Below are 18506 nucleotides of genomic sequence, written 5' to 3'. Positions count from 1 at the left end.
GCTTGGCGGGCGGGGTCGGCCCGGGCGCGCGGGTCTCGCGGGCTATCCGAACGGCTGGTTGAGGTAGGGGTCGGAGACCGCCTCGCGCAGGCTGGCCCAGGACGCGTCGCCGGCGATCGCGAGGTCACAGTGCGGGCCGGGATCGCGGTAGTTCCACTGGAGCGCGGCCTTGACGCCGGTCAATCCCTTCAGGACCGCCGGCACCCGCGCGTACCACTCGGCCTGCCGTCCCGGCCGGGACGGGTCGTCGGCGGTACCGAACTCGGAGAGCATCAGCGGCTTGTCGTCGGAGATGTTCTCGCGGATCCATGCGTGCGTGGCCCGCTGGGTCTCGGCGAAGGAGAGCCAGTCCGCCTTGTGGCACCGGTAGTAGTTGTACTGGTTGTAGGCCACCCAGTCGACGTAGTCGTCCCCCGGGTACATCCGCCTGATCAGGTCCGCGTGCTCCAGATAGCCGGTGGTGATCCATGTCCACACCACGTTGGTCACGCCCAGCTCCCGGAACCGGTCGTGGATGTGGCGGTGGGCGCGGACGTAGTCCTCGGGGGTGCCGTTGGCCGGGGTACGGGTGTCCATCTCCAGGTCGAAGGAGAGGAAGACCTTCTCCCCGAACTCCTTGACCCGGGCGGCCTGCACGTCGATGACCGACTCGTCCAGGTCACCGTCAGCGATCTGCTTCCAGGTGGGCTGCTGGGCCTGTGTGCCGCCCCACCACTTGCTCTCCCACGACAACAGCAGCAGATGCCCCTCACCGGCGACGCGCTGCTCCTCCGGGGTGATCAACTGCCCTTCCAGCCGCTCCCCCCGGTCCAGCGACATGTCGTGGTACGTGTACACGATGTCGAGCTTGCGGCCGATGCGCCGCTCGTAACCGCGGACCTTCTCCGCGAGGTCGTCCTTGCTGTGCGGCACGAACGCGCCGAACCAGGCCCCGCAGGGCGGTTCGAGCAACGCGGTCGGTGCGCACCTCCCGCCGAGGGCGGCCGGCCGCGACCCACCCGGCCCCGGTCCGGAACCAGAACCGGAACCGGAGTCGCCGAGGCCGAGACCGCCGTGCAGGAGCAGAACGACGGTCAGGACGGCACAGGCGACCGCGGCGACGGTGAGCAGGCGGGGGCGGGGACGCTCGGAGCGGGGGGTGTGAGGGCTGAGAACGAGCGGGTGGGAGGCGCGGGAACCGGGGTCACGCGGGCGCCGGCGGCGCTGTGCGCGGTCGGCGCCGCCGGGGGACGAGTGGTCGTCGTCGACCGGGCGGCCGTCGCGCGGTGCACGGCCGTCACCACGGCCGGACCGGCGGCCGTCGTGCGGAACGCGTCCGTCACCACTTCCGGACCGGCGGCCGTCGCGCGGTGCACGGCCGTCACCACTGCCGGACCGGCGGCCGTCGTGCGGAACGCGTCCGTCGCCGCCGGACGAATGGCCTTCCGGACGCGTGCCGTGGCCGTCACCTTCGCCATCACCGCCACCGCCACCGCCACCGGCACCGGCACCGCGGAATCGGCCGCCGTCTTGCGGGGTGCGGTCATCGTCGTCCCCTGACCGGCCGTCGTCAGGTGGGGCGGCGCACCGGTCTTCAGGCGGCGGGATGCGACCGTCGTTGAGCGGGGTGCGACCGCCGTCGAGCGGGATGCGACCGTCGTTGAGCGGCGTGCGACCGCCGTCAAGCGGGGTGCGCCCGTCGCCGGGGTGGAGCAATCTCACAGAGCAGAACCCTTCGCAGTCCTCGGCGGGGAGGCGCGCAGCCGCGGGCAGAACGCGGCGACCGTGGTGAGCAGCGTGAGCGTCAGCAGGACGCGCTGCGCGCTGAAGGCGTGCGTGGCGATGAACACCGTCCCGGCGAGCAGCACCAGGGCCACGCTCGTGAAGACGGCCAGCATCAGCCGTTCGAGCAGGTCGGAGTGGCGCTCGAAGGCCGGGTCCCGGCGCTCCACGGGCCCCGCGGCGGGGACCACGGCCGGCGCGGGGCCGCAGATCCTCAGCAGGGCGGCGCCCGGCCCGGCCGCCAGGAAGGCGACCATGGCCGCGCCCCGCAGTACGGAGCCGTCCGGCAGCGCGAGCGCGGACAGCGCCAGCCAGCCGCCGAACGGGGGCAGCATCCGTACGACCAGTTCCTGCGGTGTCATCGGCCCGTCTCCTTCAGAACGTAGGCCACCCCGGCGTCGTTCCCCACCACCCGCTCGAACAGGGGCGAGGCGTCCACGGACCGTCGGATGCGGTCCAACTGGCCGGTCATGAGAAGCCCGTTCATCTCGGCGTCGGCGAACTGCCCCCGGCTGAACAGCAGATAGGCCCGGCCCGGCGACACCACCGCGGACATGTCACGGGCGAGGGTGAGCGCCGGGTCGCGCACGATGGCGTCGACGTGCTCGCGGCCGTCGTCGAGGAACCAGTAGTGCTCCACCCTCCAGTAGTCCGCGAAGGCCAACGGGTAGTTGCGGTCGGCCGCGACCAGCAGGGAGTCGTCCGGAGCCTGGTCGACGACCTGCCGCACCAGGTCCACCTCGGCCGGCGGGAAGTAGCTGATGCGGTCCTTGCCGGAGTAGCTGGGCACGAAGGCGAGCGTGCCGGCGAGGAGGGCGAGCAGCGGCACCCACAGGTACCGGCGGGGCTCGGCCCGGCTGCCGGCCCTCTCCCTCGCCGTCAGGGTGCGCACCTGCGGCAGCAGGGCCGCCGCCGCGAAGAAGGCGGCGCCGGGCAGCGTGAACATCAGCACCCTGAAGATCATCTCGCTGCCGTAGCTGCCCGCTCCGAGCATCGGCAGCGGAGCCGCCGCGATCAACAGCAGCGGCATCGCGCGGTGCCGCAGCACCGGCCGGCGCAGTGCGCCCAGCACCGCGAGCAGGAGCACCGACGCCGACAGCAGCCGGGCCACCCAGGACGTCGTCACCGCGCCGGTGCCGGTCGGGGTGGCGCCGTAGCCGGTGGAGACGTTGCCTCCGATGTCGCCGACCGAGCGGATCATGTCGGGCATCGTGGCCGAGAGGAAGGGCAGAGCGGCCGTGAGGCACCAGGCCAGGAAGATCAGGACGGTCGTGACCAGCGGGACCTTGTCGCGGTAGCGGCGGGTGAGCAAGAGAGCGGCCAGCGAGACGATCAGCATGCCCGGGGTGAGCTGGTGCGAGATGACGACGGCCACGACCAGCAGCGTGAGGAGCACCGTCCACACGGCCTGCCGCTGCTGCGCGGCGGACCCGCCGGGCCGGCCGTAGCGGCGCAGGACGACGGCCAGCACGCCGAGATGCAGGGCGAAGGCCACGGACTGGGGGGAGAAGTAGTCCTGGCCGACCCAGTTGGCGACGCAGAAGATCCAGACGCCGGTCCAGATCAGCCGCCGGTCCTCGGTGAACGTGCGGTACAGCAGCAGCAGCGGGAGCAGCAGCATCAGGCCGCAGACCAGCGGCCACCAGGCCATGAACCGCGCGGCGGAGTCCACTCCCAGCAGCCGGACCAGCGTGGCCTGGGCGGCGAAGAACCCCGGCCACTGGTCGTAGACCGCCATGTCGCCGATCGCGTCCGCGGTCTCGAGCCGGCCCGCCGTCAGCAGGTGGTCGACGACCGCGTCGTGTTTCCACGCCCAGGCGTACAGGGGTGTCGGGTACAGCACCGCCTGGGTGGCGCGCTCCATCACGAGCAGGCCCACCACGTACGCCGGCGCCCAGCCGGGGTGGCGGCGTGGGCCGCGCAGCGTGATCCAGAAGCCGACGGTGAGCAGCGCCAGCCCCGCCCAGAAGGTGGGGTGCACGGCGGTGACGAGACCGAAGTCGTCGAGAGCGGTGACGTCGGTGTGGGTCACCGCCCAGCCCCACAGGGCGAGCGCGACGAGCAGCGCGGGCGCCGGGTGCAGCGCGGCCTGCCACCAGGGGCGTCCGGGCGGAAGGTCGGAGAGATCGCTCACGGGCTCACGGCCCACCTGGTCCCGCGCGTCCGCGACGGTCGCGGGCTCCGGCTCGGATCGCTCCTGTGGAGTGGTTGGCGGACGCACGACGGTTCCCCCCTGGCGGTTCGGCTCTGAGCTTGGTCAGTCGCTGGACGGGTCGCTGGACGAGTCACTGAACGAGTCACTGGACGAGTCGCTGGTTCGGCGGGTGGTGGGGCGGGCGGCGCCGCGGGCGGGGTGCCCGGCTAGGCCCGGCGTGCGCCGGGCCGCGCCGCCGCGTCCGTCGCCCACCCGTGACTTGTGCGGAACCGGCGCGGGCTCCGACGGCGGCTCGGCGCGGCGCAGCGACAGGAGCAGGACGAGCAGGAACAGCAGGCCGAGCATCGGCGGCGCGACGGGCGCGAGGGCCTCTCTCGCCGCCCAGCCCCCCACCGCGGCGAGATAGACGATCCCCCAGCGCGCGGCCCACGGCAGCCGCCCGCCCGGACGGTCGCCGAAGCGCTCACCGACACGGTCGAGCAGCAGCCACAGCAGCACCAGGGACAGCAGCTGGCAGACCGGCGGCGCCCAGCACAGCAGCGGGCCGGGTCCGGGGAGGCCCAGGGTCCGCGCGAGGAAATCCGCCGTTCGCGCGTAGAACGTCCCATCCAGTGCCCGCGGTTCCCGTCCGAGAGCGACCGGTACGGCGTGCAGCGCGAGGGCGACGACTCCCAGCGCCGTACCCGGCAGCCACGCGTCGCGCCGCACGCGCAGCGTCACGGCGGCGACGAACAGCGTCAGCAGCGCTCCGCCGGCCAGGAGCGCCGGGCCGGGCAGCAGCCCCAGCATCCCCCGCCCGCTCAACGGCTCGGCGAGCCCTCCCGTGAGCCGCCCGCCGAGCCACGGCAGGCTCCGCATCGCCATCACGTAGGACACCGTGGCGATGCCGAGGAGGCTCCACAGCCCGGCGCACAGCCATCGTTGTCCGCGCGCGGACCAGAGGCCGTCGCCCTGACGGCCGGGCGCCGGTGCGGCCGGCCCCGCGCCGCGCCCGACCGGTGGTGAGCCCTTGTGCGGGCGGACGATCACCGCGAGCGTGTCCGCCTGGAGTGCCTCGCGCTCGTATCCGGGGCGGCCTATGAACAGCGCGACGGTGTCCTCGTCGACGCCTGCCTGCTCGTACGCCGCCCGGCGCGCCCAGCTGGTGCCGTACCCGGCGGTGGCGTTCAGCCGGGTCCCGCGCGCGCGGTCGCGCGGCGGCATGCCGTCGGCAGGGGCGGCCGGGGCGACCCGGTCGCTGGGCGGGGCGGCCGCCACGGTGGCGGGCCGGGCGTCGGCGGGCACCCGGTCGGTCTCGCGGAGCGCCGACTTCAGCCCGACGACCGACACGACGGCGATCAGCGACATGCTCAGCAGCACCGCCCACCCCGCGCCCGCGATCCCGGCCGGGGTGAACAGCACGGCCGCACTGCCCAGGACCAGCGTGCACATAGCGCCCTGGAGCGCCGCGAGCACGCCGGTGCGGCCCTGCACGCGCAACACCCCGATGTACAGCTCCACCACGACGCGCGGCAGCGCCCCGGCGGCCAGCAACCGCAGCACCGTGGTGCCGTGTTCGGCGTAGTCCTCGTGGAACGGCAGCAGGATCTGCGGCGCGAACACGACCAGCACCAGCACCACGGGCACCAGCAGCAGCGTCATACGGCGCAGTGCCCCGCGGACGCCGTCGGCGAGCCGGCGCGGATCGTGCGAGGCGTGCGCGGTGAGGGAGGAGGCCATGTTGATGGCCATGAACTCCATCGTGCCGCCGACGGTGTACGCCACGTAGAAGTAGCCGTTCTCCGCCGCGCTGAAGCGGACGGCGACCATCACCGGCAGCAGGTTGATCATCGCCAGGCTGAACAGCGCCCCTAGCGAGTCCCCGGCCAGGAACCGGCCCATCTCGCGGGCTCCGGGCGGTTCCAGGTCGCGGTCGGCCGCGGCCTGACGCGGAATGAGCCTGCGGAAGATCAACCAGCCCAGCGGCAGCGTCGAGAGGGCGATCGCCGCGGCCCAGGACACGAAGATCCCGAGCGCCGGCAGCGCGGTGGCGAGAACGATCAGCAGGATCAGCTTGCCGGTCGAGAACACCGCGTTGCCGATCGGGACCCATCCGGACCTGCGCAGTCCGGTCAGCACCCCGTCCTGAAGGGTGAGCAGCGCCCAGGCCACGCACGCGACGACGAACCCCGCGCCCGCGGCCGTCGTGCCGAGCGGCGCGTACGACGCCCCCCACAGGTCGAGCGTGAGCAGGAAGACGACGGCGGCGACGGCGACCACCACGGAACTCGCCGCGTAGGCCCGCCACACCAGGGAGCCGGTCGCTCGTCCCGCGCGCGGGACGAAGCGGACGACCGCGCCGATCATCGTCGTCGCCGTGATGCTCGCCAGCAGGCGCATCGCGGCGATGGCAGCGGAGCCCTGTCCGACGGCCTCCTCGGTGTAGTAGCGGGCGGCCACCAGCCAGAAGCCGAGGCCGAGCACGGCGGAGACACCGGTGCTCAGCATCAGGAAATAGGCGTTCCGGAACAGCGAGTCGGCCTCCCGTCCGCCCCCGGGACCACCCGGCGGCGCCTCGGCGTCCTTCCCGCCACCGGGACCACCCGACAGTGCCTCGGCCGGGATCGAGGACCCGGCCACGACCGGTGAGTCGGCCGGCACCGACGCCCCGGCCCGGACCCCGGCGCGCTCCCGGGTTCCCGTTCCGGTTCCGACGGGTGCCCCGCGCCCAGGACCGCCCCCGAGTCCCGTAGCGGCGGGGCCCCCGAGTCCCGTGCCGGCGGGTGCCCCCACTCCGGTTCCGGCCCGCGTTGCGGCCGAGGTGCCGGCGTGGGGTGTGGCAGGTGTTCCGGCCTGGGTGTCAGCCACGGGTCGGCTCCAGCCCTCCCGGCGCCTCGGCCGGCCGCACGCCGGACTCCTCCAGTACGTCGATGACCTGCCGCGCCCGCAACGGATCGACCGGCAGCGCATGCCGGGCGAACCAGCGGGCCCCCGCCGGATCCGGCGAGAGGTCGGTGAAGCCGGCGCCCGCGTAGTCGTCGAGCGGCGGGTCGTAGAGGTACCCGACGACGATGCCGCGCCGTGCGAGAGCCGCGACGGCGGCATCCCGGTCGGCGACGAACAGGGGGACGCGGAAGAGGGGTTGAACGGCGGGAGCGACGACGGGTCGAACGACAGGACGGCCGACGGGTTGGAGGACAGGACGGCCGACGGGTTGGAGGACGGATCGGGCCACGCGTGCAGAAGCCCGTCGAGGGACGGGCGCAGGGCCGGAACGGGGAACCGGCGCGGGGACAGCACGGCGAACGGGCCGGACCACAGCCGTCCGTCCGGGTCCCGCGCCGGGTCCCGCGGCCTCGTCCTCTCCACCACCCGGGACCGGTCGTGCCCACGGTGTGGACAGCAGCTGTGCCGTGCCCGCCCGGCAGGCGGCCAGGACCTCGTCGAGACGGTCGAGCCTGCGGACGACACGGCCCAGGCGCAGGGCGCCGGAACGCAACCGGTAGTCGTGCATGTCGACCCGGACCCAGGAGTCGCTCGCGGTGAGGTCCGGCGCCGCACCGACCGCGCGGGCCAGTTCCTCCGCCCGCAGGGGCATCCGGATCTCCTCGCGCTCCATCAGCCCGAGCATCCGCATCGTGGCCCACGCGGCCCGCCGCAGCCGCAGGCCACGAACGGCCGCCTCCGCGTACGGCCGGACGGTGTACGCCAGTTCGGCCGTGAGCCGGCCGGGCAGCAGCAGGTCCTCACAGGTCTTCTCCAGCGCCTCGCGCAGGCCCTCGTCGGCGCAGGACAGGAAACCGCCCGCCTTGGCGCCGACATGTTTGGACAGGCTGAAGACGGAGGCGTCGCCCCAGGTCCCGACCGGTCGGCCCCCCACCTCGCTGCCGATGGCGTGCGCCCCGTCCTCCAGCAGCGGGATCCCCGACGCGTCGCACTTCGCCCGCAGCCGCGGTGCGTCGTCCGGATTGCCGTACAGGTTCGTGGTGAGCACCGCGGACAGCGAGTCCCACGTCTGGTCCGGCACCGCCTCGACGTCGATCGACGCGTCCAGCGGGTTCAACGGCGCCTGCACGGGTCTGAGTCCGGCCGCGAGCACCACGAAGAAGATCACGTCGTCGTTCACCGGCGACATCAACACCCGTCCGCCCGGCGGGCACCAGTGGCGCAAGGCCACGAACAGCCCGAACCGGCACGACGGCACGTACACGCATTCCCGGCCGAGTCGGCCGCGCATGGTCTCTTCCAGCCGTTTCGGCCGAGAAGCATGCCGCGTCGACCCGAGGCCGGCCTCCCCTGTGGCCATCCGCCCCCCAAATGTGCCAGGGGAACGCCCCCTCCCCGAGGCCTTCCCGCACCCGCCCAGAGTCTCCCCTTTCGCACCGCTCCGTCAAGATTGCGGACCCGCCTGTGGACAACCTCCCGTACACGAACGTAAGCGGAGCGCTCCGAACGAGGCACCTCGTCCCCCACCTCCTGTGTCACTCCCGTGTGGCTCCGGTGTCCCTCCCACGAGGTCGGCCGTAACGTGTGCGGCGGCTCGGCGCACCCGCAGAGCACCCGCGGAGCACCTGCGCACGGCCGGGACCCGGCCCTGGCGAACGCATGTGCAGACCTGGCGAACAGATGGCGAGCACGAAAGTGAGGCAGCACCCGATGCCCCCCTTGGCCCCCTTCGACCTCCCCGAGGGCGACCCCTTCGGTCCGCACAACCTTCCCTACGGCGTCTTCTCTCTCCCCGGCCCCGGCCCGCATGCCCCGTCCGGCCCCGACTCCGGCTCCGGCTCCGGCTCCGGCTCCGGCTCCGGGCAGCGGACCGTCGGCGTCCGGCTCGGCGACCACGTGCTCGACGCCGGTGCGGCAGCACGGACGATCGGCTCCCCGCACGCCACCCTGCTCAGCCGCCCGACCCTCAACCCGCTGCTGGCGGCAGGCCGTACGGTCTGGTCCGAGGTGCGCCGCGCCCTGACCGGATGGGTCACGGACCCCGCCCACCGGCAGACGCTGCTCCCCTTCCTGCACCCCCTCTCGTCGGTGACCCTGCACCTGCCCTTCGAGGTGGCCGACTACGTCGACTTCTACGCCTCCGAGCACCACGCCCGGAACGCGGGCGCCATCTTCCGCCCGGACGCCGCCGACACCCTCCTGCCGAACTGGAAGCACCTGCCGATCGGCTACCACGGCCGGGCCGGCACCGTCGTCGTCTCCGGCACGGACGTCGTCCGCCCGTCGGGCCAGCGCAAGGCCCCCACCGACCCGTCCCCCGTCTTCGGCCCGTCCCGGCGGCTCGACATCGAGGCCGAGGTCGGCTTCGTGGTGGGCACACCGTCGCGACAGGGACACCCGGTCCCGCTGACCGACTTCCGCGAACACGTCTTCGGCCTGTGCCTCCTCAACGACTGGTCGGCCCGCGACATCCAGGCCTGGGAGTACGTCCCCCTCGGCCCCTTCCTCGCCAAGTCCTTCGCCACGTCGGTGTCGGCGTGGATCACCCCGCTGGAGGCGCTGGAGGACGCGCGGCTCTCACCCCCCGAGCGCACCCACCCCCTGCTGCCCTACCTCGACGACTCCGCCACCGATCCCGCCGGTTACGACCTGCGCATCTCGGTCGCCGTCAACGGCCACGTCGTCTCCGAGCCCCCCTTCTCCACCATGTACTGGACGGCGGCCCAGCAGCTCGCACACCTGACGGTCAACGGCGCCTCCCTGCGCACCGGTGACCTCTACGGATCCGGCACGGTGAGCGGCCCGGCCGACAACCAGCGCGGCTCCCTCCTGGAGCTGACCTGGAACGGCCGCGACCCCCTGGAACTCCCCGATGGCAAGCGGACGTACCTGGAGGACGGGGACGTGGTGACCCTGTCGGCGTGGGCCCCGGGCCCGGACGGGCTGCGGGTCGGTCTGGGCGAGGTGAGCGGGCGGGTTCTCGCGGGCTGACTACGGCGGTCCGCGCCGTCATACTGGCGGCGGGAACGGTCCTCGCACCGGGCCCGCCGCACGTACCGTCCCGGAGCACGGCCCCGTCCGGCGCCTCCGACCCGTTCCTCCCCGTCGTTCCCGACCAGGATCCGGAGCCCATGGCAATGACCCTCTGCCTGCTCCTGTTGAGCGTCGTCGCCCTCACCGCCGCCCTGCCGGTCCCGCGTGCGCTGACCCGGGCCGCGTGGCCCGAGCGGGAGCCGGTGGTGGCGCTGTGGGTGTGGCAGTGTCTGGTCGCCACGGTGCTGCTGTGCTGTCTGACGGCGCTGGTGCTCGGGGCCGCCGCCGTCTTCCACACCGTGCGCACCCAGGTCTTCGCACCGGCGCCGCCGGCCGTGACGGAGGCGTACGACCTCTCCACCGCCCCGGTGTGGGCGGCGGCCCTCACCCTGCTGCTGGCCTGCGGTGCCGCCTGGACCACCGCCATGCTGGGCCGCGAGCTGTTCGAGGCCCGCCGGCGCCGCGGCCGGACCCGCGCCCATCTGCGCGAGCGCGCCCCCGACCTGCCCGCGGGACTGCCGTCCGCCCGCGGGCCACTGCTCGTCCTGGAGGACGAGTACCCGGACGCCTGGTGGATGCCCGGCAACCCGCCCCAGCTGATCGTGACCACCGGCGCCCTGCACCGCCTCACCTCCCACCAGATCGACGCGGTCCTCACCCATGAACGGGGTCACGCCCGCGCCCACCACGACTGGCTGCTGCACCTGTCGACGGCCCTGGCGACCGGCTTCCCGCGCATCCCGCTGTTCGCCCACTTCTGCGACCAGACCCACCGCCTCGTCGAACTCTCCGCCGACGACACGGCGTCCCGCCGCTGCGGTCACCTGACGACGGCCCTCGCGCTGATCGAGCTGAACCAGCACCGGGGCGTCCTGTCCTGCGCGTCCTCCCGCCGCCTGCTGGGCGAACGCGTGGACCGCCTCCTCCAGCCACCGCCGCGGCTGCTGCGCAGACACCGGGCCCTGACGACCACCCTGGCGGCGCTGGTCCCCCTGCTCCCGCTGCTGATCACCTTCGCGCCGGGGCTGACCGCACTGAGCTGAACACCGACCGGGGACGGCTCGAAGACGCCGCCCCGGTCCCTCGTGGCCGGTCGCCTATCTCCAGTCGTCCGGCTCCGGCTCCTCGTCCATCTCGGGCCAGTGGTCTTCGGGTCCGTCCGCGAAGGCCACCGGCGCCCCGTCCGGTGCCGGGGCGGAGAATGAGGCCGCTCCTGAGTCCGCAGCAGTGCCGGATGCCGGGTCCGACGCCCCGCCGGCCGGGGTCAGCGACGCCAGCACGCCGACCACCCCCTCCCCGTACGTCGCCAGCTTCTTCTCGCCGACTCCGCTGATCCCGCCCAGCTCGCGCACGGACGTCGGCCACGCCGTGGCGATCTCCCGCAGCGTGGCGTCATGGAAGATGACGTAGGCCGGAACGCCCTGCTCACGGGCCTGTTCGGCGCGCCAGGCGCGCAGCGCCTCGAAGGCGGGGAGGAGTGCCTCGGGCAGTTCGACCGCGGCGGCCTTCGCCTTGCCCCTGCCGGAGGACGAAGCCGCCGTCTTCGCCGTCGTCGGCTTCTTCGGCTCCTTGCGCAGCGGCACGTCCCGCTCGCGCCGCAGCACCTCACCGCTGGACTCGGTGAGCACCAGCGTGCCGTAGTCGCCCTCGACGGCCAGCAGGCCCTGCGCCAGCAACTGCCTCACGACGCCCCGCCATTCGCCCTCGGACAGCTCCTCGCCGATGCCGAACACCGACAGCTGGTCGTGGTCGAACTGGATCACCTTGGCCGAGCGCTTGCCCATGAGGATGTCGACGATCTGCACCGCGCCGAACTTCTGGCCGCGCTCCCGCTGCAACCGCACCACCGTCGACAGCACCTTCTGCGCCGCGACCGTGCCGTCCCAGGTCTCGGGCGGTGCGAGACAGGTGTCGCAGTTGCCGCAGCCCTTGGGGTCCGGTTCCTGGCCGAAGTAGGCCAGGAGCTGTCCGCGGCGGCACCGCGCCGTCTCGCACAGCGCCAGCATCGACTCGAGGTGGGCGGCGGCGCGGCGCCGGAACGCCTCGTCTCCCTCGCTCGACTGGATCATCTTGCGCTGCTGGATGACGTCGTTCAGGCCGTAGGCCATCCAGGCCGTCGAGGGCAGTCCGTCACGGCCCGCACGGCCCGTCTCCTGGTAGTAGCCCTCGATCGACTTGGGCAGGTCGAGGTGGGCGACGAACCGCACGTCCGGCTTGTCGATTCCCATGCCGAAGGCGATGGTCGCGCACACGACCAGGCCTTCCTCCCGCAGGAACCGCGACTGGTGCGCCGCGCGCGTGCCCGAGTCCAGGCCCGCGTGGTAGGGCACGGCCTCGATGCCGTTGCGGGAGAGGAACTCGGCGGTCTTCTCCACCGAGTTGCGCGAGAGGCAGTAGACGATGCCGGCGTCGCCCGCGTGCTCCTCGCGCAGGAAGCCCAGCAGCTGCTTCTTGGGGTCGGCCTTCGGCACGATGCGGTACTGGATGTTGGGCCGGTCGAAGCTCGCCACGAAGTGCCGGGCCGTCGGCATGCGCAGCCGCTGCGTGATCTCCTGGTGCGTCGCGTGGGTGGCCGTGGCCGTGAGCGCGATCCGCGGGACGTCGGGCCAGCGCTCTCCCAGCAGGGAGAGGGCGAGGTAGTCGGGGCGGAAGTCGTGCCCCCACTGGGACACGCAGTGGGCCTCGTCGATGGCGAAGACGGCGATCTTGCCGCGCGACAGCAGGTTGAGCGTGCTGTCCAGGCGCAGCCGCTCCGGTGCGAGGTACAGCAGGTCCAGCTCGCCGGCGAGGAACTCGGCCTCGACGGTGCGCCGCTCGTCGAAGTCCTGCGTGGAGTTCATGAACCCGGCACGCACCCCCAGGGCCCGCAGCGCGTCCACCTGGTCCTGCATCAGCGCGATCAGCGGGGAGACGACGACGCCCGTACCCGGTCGGACCAGGGAGGGGATCTGGTAGCACAGCGATTTGCCGCCGCCGGTCGGCATGAGGACGACCGCGTCCCCGCCGGCCACGACGTGTTCGATGACCTCGCCCTGCTCGCCCCGGAAGGCCTCGTACCCGAAGACCCGGTGGAGCGTGGCCAGCGCCTCGCTCTCCGTCCCCGGCATCTCGGTGGTTGCTGGCATCTCGCTGATCCCGCCCGTCCCTCGCATCGTCCCGTCCCCCGTACGTCGTCCTCGACCACTGCGTCCACGATAGGGGTCCGGACCGACACCGTCGGAGTTGTCCACAGGCTCGCGGTGATCCGTCGGCCCCACCGTGGAGCGGCCGGCCGGATCCGGCCCGGTGGCGAGCACCCGCCCCGGACGCCCGTCGCACCCTTCCGCCCACCGTGCCGGACCCGGCACGGCACGGCACGGACGACGGCCCCGGCTCCCTCCGCGGGAACCGGGGCCGTCGCACGGACTCCGCGGGTCAGCGCACGAACACTCCCGCCTGGCTCGCCAGGTCCAGGAAGTACTGCGGTGCCACGCCGAGCACCAGGGTGACCGCCACGCCCACCCCGATCGTCGTCATCGTCAGGGGCGACGGCACGGCGACGGTGGGGCCATCGGGCCGCGGCTCGCTGAAGAACATCAGGACGATGACGCGGATGTAGAAGAACGCGGCGATCGCCGACGAGATCACACCGACCACGACCAGCGGTGCCGCACCGCCCTCCGCCGCCGCCTTGAACACGGCGAACTTCCCGGCGAACCCGGAGGTCAGCGGGATACCGGCGAACGCCAGCAGGAAGACCGCGAACACCGCGGCGACCAGCGGCGACCGTCGGCCCAGCCCGGCCCACTTGGACAGGTGCGTCGCCTCCCCGCCGGCGTCCCGCACCAGCGTCACCACGGCGAACGCGCCGATCGTCACGAAGGAGTACGCGGCCAGGTAGAAGAGGACGGACGAGACGCCGTCCGGCGTGGTCGCGATGACACCCGCGAGGATGAATCCCGCATGCGCGATCGAGGAGTACGCCAGCAGCCGCTTGATGTCGGTCTGGGTGATGGCGACGATCGCGCCGCCCAGCATCGTGACGACCGCGACGCCCCACATGACCGGCCGCCAGTCCCAGCGCAGGCCCGGCAGCACGACGTACAGGATGCGCAGCAGGGCGCCGAAGGCGGCCACCTTGGTCGCGGCGGCCATGAAGCCGGTGACGGGGGTCGGCGCGCCCTGGTAGACGTCCGGTGTCCACATGTGGAACGGCACGGCGCCGACCTTGAACAGCAGACCCATGACGAGCATCGCGGCGCCGATGAGCAGCAGCACGTCGTTGCCCATGGTGTCGGCGAGGGCCGGGCTGACGTCGGTGACCGTGCCGTCGACGACCTGCGCGATCGTCGCGTAGGACACCGAGCCGGCGTATCCGTAGAGCAGCGCGATGCCGAACAGGGTGAACGCGGAGGCGAAGGAGCCGAGCAGGAAGTACTTGACCGCCGCCTCCTGCGACAGGAGCCGCTTGCGGCGAGCCAGCGCGCACAGCAGGTAGAGCGGCAGCGAGAAGACTTCCAGGGCGATGAAGAGGGTCAGCAGGTCGTTGGCCGCCGGGAAGACCAGCATGCCCGCGACGGCGAACAGCAGCAGCGGGAAGACCTCGGTGGTGGTGAATCCGGCCTTGACCGCGGCCTTCTCGCTGTCGCTGCCGGGCACGGAGGCGGCCTGGGCGGCGAAGGAGTCGACCCGGTTGCCGTGGGTCTCGGGGTCGAGCCGCCGTTCGGCGAAGGTGAACAGGCCCACGAGGGCGGACAGCAGGATCGTGCCCTGGAGGAACAGGGCCGGTCCGTCGACCGCGATCGCGCCCATCGCCGCGATGTGTGCCTTGGTGGTGCCGTATCCGTCCGCCGCCAGCGCGACCACCGCGGCGAACGCGGCGACCAACGCGACGACGGACACGAACAGTTGGGCGTGGTAGCGGGCTCTGCGCGGCACGAATGCCTCGACCAGGATCCCGACGACGGCCGCGCCCACGACGATCAGGGTGGGCGACAGCTGTGCGTATTCGATCTTCGGCGCGTCGATCTTCGAGATCGGGTCGGCCGCGGTTGTCCACAGGTTGTGGACGACTGCTGTGCTCACTTGGCCGCCTCCACCTCGGGCTGGGGGTCCTTCTTGTGTACGTCGGACAGGGTCTGCTTGACCGCCGGGTCGACGATGTCCGTGACGGGCTTCGGGTAGACGCCCAGGAAGATCAGCAGAACGATCAACGGGGCGACGACCATCAGCTCACGCGCGCGGAGGTCCGGCATCGCGGCGACCTCGGGTTTGACGGGACCGGTCATCGTCCTCTGGTAGAGGACGAGGGTGTAGAGCGCGGCGAGGACGATGCCGAACGTGGCGACGATGCCGATCGCCGGATAGCGCGAGAACGTCCCCACCAGGACCAGGAACTCGCTCACGAACGGCGCCAGTCCCGGCAGCGACAGGGTCGCGAGACCGCCGATCAGGAAGGTGCCGGCGAGCACGGGGGCGACCTTCTGGACACCGCCGTAGTCGGCGATGAGCCGCGAGCCGCGCCGCGAGATGAGGAAGCCGGCGACCAGCATCAGGGCGGCCGTCGAGATGCCGTGGTTGACCATGTAGAGCGTCGCGCCGGACTGGCCCTGGCTGGTCATCGCGAAGATGCCCATGATGATGAAGCCGAAGTGGGAGATCGACGCGTACGCCACCAGCCGCTTGATGTCCCGCTGCCCGACGGCGAGCAGCGCGCCGTAGATGATGCTGATCACGGCGAGGACGAGGATGACGGGCGTGGCCCACTTGCTGGCCTCCGGGAAGAGCTGGAGGCAGAAGCGGAGCATCGCGAAGGTGCCGACCTTGTCGACGACCGCCGTGATGAGGACGGCGACCGGGGTAGTGGCCTCCCCCATGGCGTTGGGCAGCCAGGTGTGGAGCGGCCACAGGGGCGCCTTCACGGCGAAGGCGAAGAAGAAGCCCAGGAACAACCAGCGTTCGGTGTTCGTCGCCATGTCGAGCGAGCCGTTGGCGCGGGCCTCGGCGATCTGCGTCAGCGAGAAGTTCCCGGCGACCACGTACAGCCCGATCACCGCGGCCAGCATGATCAGTCCGCCGGCCAGGTTGTAGAGCAGGAACTTCACGGCCGCGTACGACCGTTGGGTGGAAGCCGTCTCCTCGCCGTGCTCGTGGGCCCGGTCCCCGAAGCCGCCGATGAGGAAGTACATCGGGATCAGCATGGCTTCGAAGAAGATGTAGAAGAGGAAGACGTCGGTGGCCTCGAAGGAGATGATCACCATCGCCTCGACCGCGAGGATCAGGGCGAAGAAGCCCTGCGTCGGCCGCCACCGTTTGTTGCCGGTCTCCAGCGGGTCGGCGTCGTGCCAGCCCGCGAGGACGATGAACGGGATCAGCAGCGCCGTGAGCGCGATGAGCGCCACCGCGATGCCGTCCACGCCGAGTTCGTACCGGACGCCGAACTCGGCGATCCAGGAGTGGGACTCGGTGAGCTGGTACCGGTCGCCGTCCGGGTCGAAGCGGACCAGGACGACGATCGCCAGGACGAGCGTGGCGAGCGAGAACAGCAGCGCCAGCGCTTTGGCGGCGTTGCGCCGCGCGGCCGGGACGGCGGCCGTGGCGACCGCCCCGATCGCGGGGAGCGCCGCCGTCGCTGTCAGCAGGGGAAAGGACATCGGTATCAGACCGCCCTCATCAGCAGGGTCGCGGCGATGAGGACCGCCGCACCGCCGAACATCGAGACCGCGTACGACCGCGCGAAGCCGTTCTGGAGCTTGCGCATGCGCCCGGAGAGGCCGCCGACCGAGGCCGCCGTGCCGTTGACGACGCCGTCGACCAGGGTGTGGTCGACGTACACCAGGGACCGGGTGAGGTGCTCGCCGCCGCGGACCAGGACGACGTGGTTGAAGTCGTCCTGGAGGAGGTCGCGGCGGGCGGCCCTGGTGAGGAGGGACCCGCGCGGGGCGACGACCGGGACGGGGCGGCGGCCGTACTGGACGTAGGCCAGGGCGACGCCGATCAGCAGGACCACCATGGTGGCTAGGGTGACCGTCAGCGCGCTGATCGGGGCGTCGCCGTGGCTGTGTCCCGTGACGGGCTCCAGCCAGTGCACGAAGCGGTCGCCGATGCTGAAGAAGGCGCCGGCGAAGACCGATCCGAAGGCCAGCACGATCATGGGGATCGTCATGGACTTCGGGGACTCGTGCGGGTGCGGCTCCGCCGTCGCGGCGGCGCCGTGGCCGGCCGCGGCCTCGCCGCCCTGTGCGGCGGCGGGCTCGGCGCTCGGCGCCTGCGGGGAGCGGGTGGGCTGGTTCCTCCACCGCTCCTCGCCGAAGAACGTCATCAGCATCACGCGCGTCATGTAGTACGCCGTGATGGCCGCGCCCAGCAGCGCGCAGCCGCCGAGGATCCAGCCCTCGGTGCCGCCCTTGGCGAAGGCAGCCTCGATGATCTTGTCCTTGGAGAAGAAGCCGGACAGGCCGGGGAAGCCGATGATGGCGAGGTATCCGAGGCCGAAGGTGATGAAGGTGACCGGCATGTACCTGCGCAGGCCGCCGTACTTGCGCATGTCGACCTCGTCGTTCATGCCGTGCATGACCGAGCCGGCGCCGAGGAACAGGCCGGCCTTGAAGAAGCCGTGCGTCACGAGGTGCATGATCGCGAAGACGTAGCCGATGGGTCCGAGGCCGGCGGCCAGCACCATGTAGCCGATCTGCGACATCGTCGAGCCGGCCAGGGCCTTCTTGATGTCGTCCTTGGCGCAACCGACGATCGCACCGAACAGGAGCGTGACGGCACCCACGACGGTGACGACGAGCTGTGCGTCGGGCGCCAGGTTGAAGATCGCCGCGGAGCGGACGATCAGATAGACGCCCGCGGTCACCATCGTGGCCGCGTGGATGAGGGCCGAGACGGGGGTCGGGCCCTCCATGGCGTCACCGAGCCAGGACTGCAACGGCACCTGGGCGGACTTGCCGCAGGCCGCCAGCAGCAGCATCAGGGCGATGCCGGTGAGCGTGGCCTCGGAGGCCCCTCCGACGAGTCCCGGCTCCTCGTGCGTGCCGAGCAGGGGGCCGAAGGCGAAGGTGCCGAAGGTGGTGAACATCAGCATGATGGCGATCGACAGGCCCATGTCACCGACGCGGTTGACCAGGAAGGCCTTCTTGGCGGCGGTGGCGGCGCTGGGCTTGTGCTGCCAGAAGCCGATCAGCAGGTAGGAGGCGAGGCCGACGCCCTCCCAGCCGACGTACAGCAGCAGGTAGTTGTCGGCGAGGACCAGCAGGAGCATCGCCGCCAGGAACAGGTTCAGATAGCCGAAGAAGCGCCGTCGGCGTTCGTCGTGCTCCATGTACCCGATGGAGTACAGGTGGATCAGCGAGCCGACGCCCGTGATCAGCAGGACGAAGGTCATCGACAACTGGTCGACCCGGAAGGCGACGTCCGCCTGGAAGCCCTCGACCGGGATCCAGCTGAACAGGTGCTGCGTGAGTGTCCGGGCGTCGGCGTCCTTGCCGAGCAGGTCGGCGAAGAGGACGAGGCCGATCCCGAAGGAGACGGCCGCGAGCAGTGTGCCGAGCCAGTGGCCGACGGCGTCGAGCCGCCGGCCGCCGACCAGGAGGACGGCCGCTCCGAGCAGGGGCGCCGCGATCAGCAGCGCAATCAGGTTCTCCACGAT

12 protein-coding genes are annotated in these 18506 nt (G+C 72.1%); 3 read left to right on the top strand and 9 right to left on the bottom strand.

The features are described from left to right. Nucleotides 1-42: 42 nt before the first annotated feature. Nucleotides 43-951, bottom strand: coding sequence for a glycosyl hydrolase (locus ACFYO5_RS17115; RefSeq protein ID WP_388709425.1), 909 nt, complete (start codon nucleotides 949-951; stop codon nucleotides 43-45). A 189-nt stretch (nucleotides 952-1140) separates the two neighbouring features. Here ACFYO5_RS17115 and ACFYO5_RS17110 point away from each other — a divergent pair, with 189 nt between their 5' ends. After that, entirely contained in the window at nucleotides 1141-1539 is a 399-nt protein-coding gene (locus ACFYO5_RS17110; RefSeq protein ID WP_388709423.1) for a hypothetical protein, read from the top strand. A 158-nt stretch (nucleotides 1540-1697) separates the two neighbouring features. On the opposite strand, the gene ACFYO5_RS17105 is transcribed toward ACFYO5_RS17110, so the two are convergent. The 4 genes from ACFYO5_RS17105 to ACFYO5_RS17090 form a co-directional block, all read right to left on the bottom strand. Beyond that, nucleotides 1698-2123: a hypothetical protein gene (locus tag ACFYO5_RS17105; protein ID WP_388709421.1), complete on the bottom strand. Its 426-nt coding sequence runs from the start codon at nucleotides 2121-2123 to the stop codon at nucleotides 1698-1700. Next, nucleotides 2120-3895, bottom strand: coding sequence for a glycosyltransferase (locus ACFYO5_RS17100; RefSeq protein ID WP_388709419.1), 1776 nt, complete (start codon nucleotides 3893-3895; stop codon nucleotides 2120-2122). The genes ACFYO5_RS17105 and ACFYO5_RS17100 overlap by 4 nt, the downstream gene beginning before the upstream one ends. Before the next feature lie 123 nt (nucleotides 3896-4018). Continuing rightward, nucleotides 4019-6403: a lipopolysaccharide biosynthesis protein gene (locus ACFYO5_RS17095; RefSeq protein ID WP_388710376.1), complete on the bottom strand. Its 2385-nt coding sequence runs from the start codon at nucleotides 6401-6403 to the stop codon at nucleotides 4019-4021. 352 nt (nucleotides 6404-6755) lie between these two features. Then, nucleotides 6756-8132: a DegT/DnrJ/EryC1/StrS family aminotransferase gene (locus ACFYO5_RS17090; RefSeq protein ID WP_388709417.1), complete on the bottom strand. Its 1377-nt coding sequence runs from the start codon at nucleotides 8130-8132 to the stop codon at nucleotides 6756-6758. Nucleotides 8133-8560: 428 nt separating this feature from the next. Here ACFYO5_RS17090 and fahA point away from each other — a divergent pair, with 428 nt between their 5' ends. Beyond that, the gene (gene fahA, locus ACFYO5_RS17085) at nucleotides 8561-9832 is read left to right on the top strand and encodes a fumarylacetoacetase (protein WP_388710374.1); all 1272 of its coding nucleotides are present in this window, start codon (nucleotides 8561-8563) and stop codon (nucleotides 9830-9832) included. A gap of 146 nt (nucleotides 9833-9978) precedes the next feature. Further along, entirely contained in the window at nucleotides 9979-10917 is a 939-nt protein-coding gene (locus ACFYO5_RS17080; protein ID WP_388710372.1) for a M56 family metallopeptidase, read from the top strand. A gap of 54 nt (nucleotides 10918-10971) precedes the next feature. Here the strand turns inward: ACFYO5_RS17080 and recQ are convergent, their stop codons facing one another. The 4 genes from recQ to nuoL all read right to left on the bottom strand — a co-directional run bounded on the left by recQ (nucleotide 10972) and on the right by nuoL (nucleotide 18503). Further along, nucleotides 10972-13026, bottom strand: coding sequence for a DNA helicase RecQ (gene recQ / locus ACFYO5_RS17075; RefSeq protein ID WP_388709415.1), 2055 nt, complete (start codon nucleotides 13024-13026; stop codon nucleotides 10972-10974). 262 nt (nucleotides 13027-13288) lie between these two features. Beyond that, nucleotides 13289-14938, bottom strand: coding sequence for an NADH-quinone oxidoreductase subunit NuoN (nuoN, locus tag ACFYO5_RS17070; protein ID WP_388709413.1), 1650 nt, complete (start codon nucleotides 14936-14938; stop codon nucleotides 13289-13291). Beyond that, on the bottom strand, nucleotides 14935-16506 hold the full coding sequence (locus ACFYO5_RS17065; protein ID WP_388709411.1) for an NADH-quinone oxidoreductase subunit M: 1572 nt from the start codon (nucleotides 16504-16506) through the stop codon (nucleotides 14935-14937). The genes nuoN and ACFYO5_RS17065 overlap by 4 nt, the downstream gene beginning before the upstream one ends. Before the next feature lie 5 nt (nucleotides 16507-16511). Further along, nucleotides 16512-18503 carry an NADH-quinone oxidoreductase subunit L gene (nuoL, locus tag ACFYO5_RS17060; protein ID WP_388709409.1) on the bottom strand — a complete coding sequence of 664 codons (1992 nt, stop codon included), beginning with the start codon at nucleotides 18501-18503 and terminating at the stop codon, nucleotides 16512-16514. Nucleotides 18504-18506: the final 3 nt, after the last annotated feature.

This window comes from Streptomyces sp. NPDC006259, assembly GCF_042870975.1.
In the GTDB taxonomy this organism is placed as follows: domain Bacteria; phylum Actinomycetota; class Actinomycetes; order Streptomycetales; family Streptomycetaceae; genus Streptomyces.
This window is presented reverse-complemented; position numbering and strand designations above follow the sequence as displayed.

Coding starts and splice junctions, on each gene's coding strand:
- ACFYO5_RS17065 (WP_388709411.1), bottom strand. CDS start 16,506: ATGTCCTTTCCCCTGCTGACAGCGACGGCGGCGCTCCCCGCGATCGGG.
- ACFYO5_RS17080 (WP_388710372.1), top strand. CDS start 9,979: ATGACCCTCTGCCTGCTCCTGTTGAGCGTCGTCGCCCTCACCGCCGCC.
- ACFYO5_RS17105 (WP_388709421.1), bottom strand. CDS start 2,123: ATGACACCGCAGGAACTGGTCGTACGGATGCTGCCCCCGTTCGGCGGC.
- recQ (WP_388709415.1), bottom strand. CDS start 13,026: ATGCGAGGGACGGGCGGGATCAGCGAGATGCCAGCAACCACCGAGATG.
- ACFYO5_RS17095 (WP_388710376.1), bottom strand. CDS start 6,403: ATGCTGAGCACCGGTGTCTCCGCCGTGCTCGGCCTCGGCTTCTGGCTG.
- ACFYO5_RS17090 (WP_388709417.1), bottom strand. CDS start 8,132: ATGCGCGGCCGACTCGGCCGGGAATGCGTGTACGTGCCGTCGTGCCGG.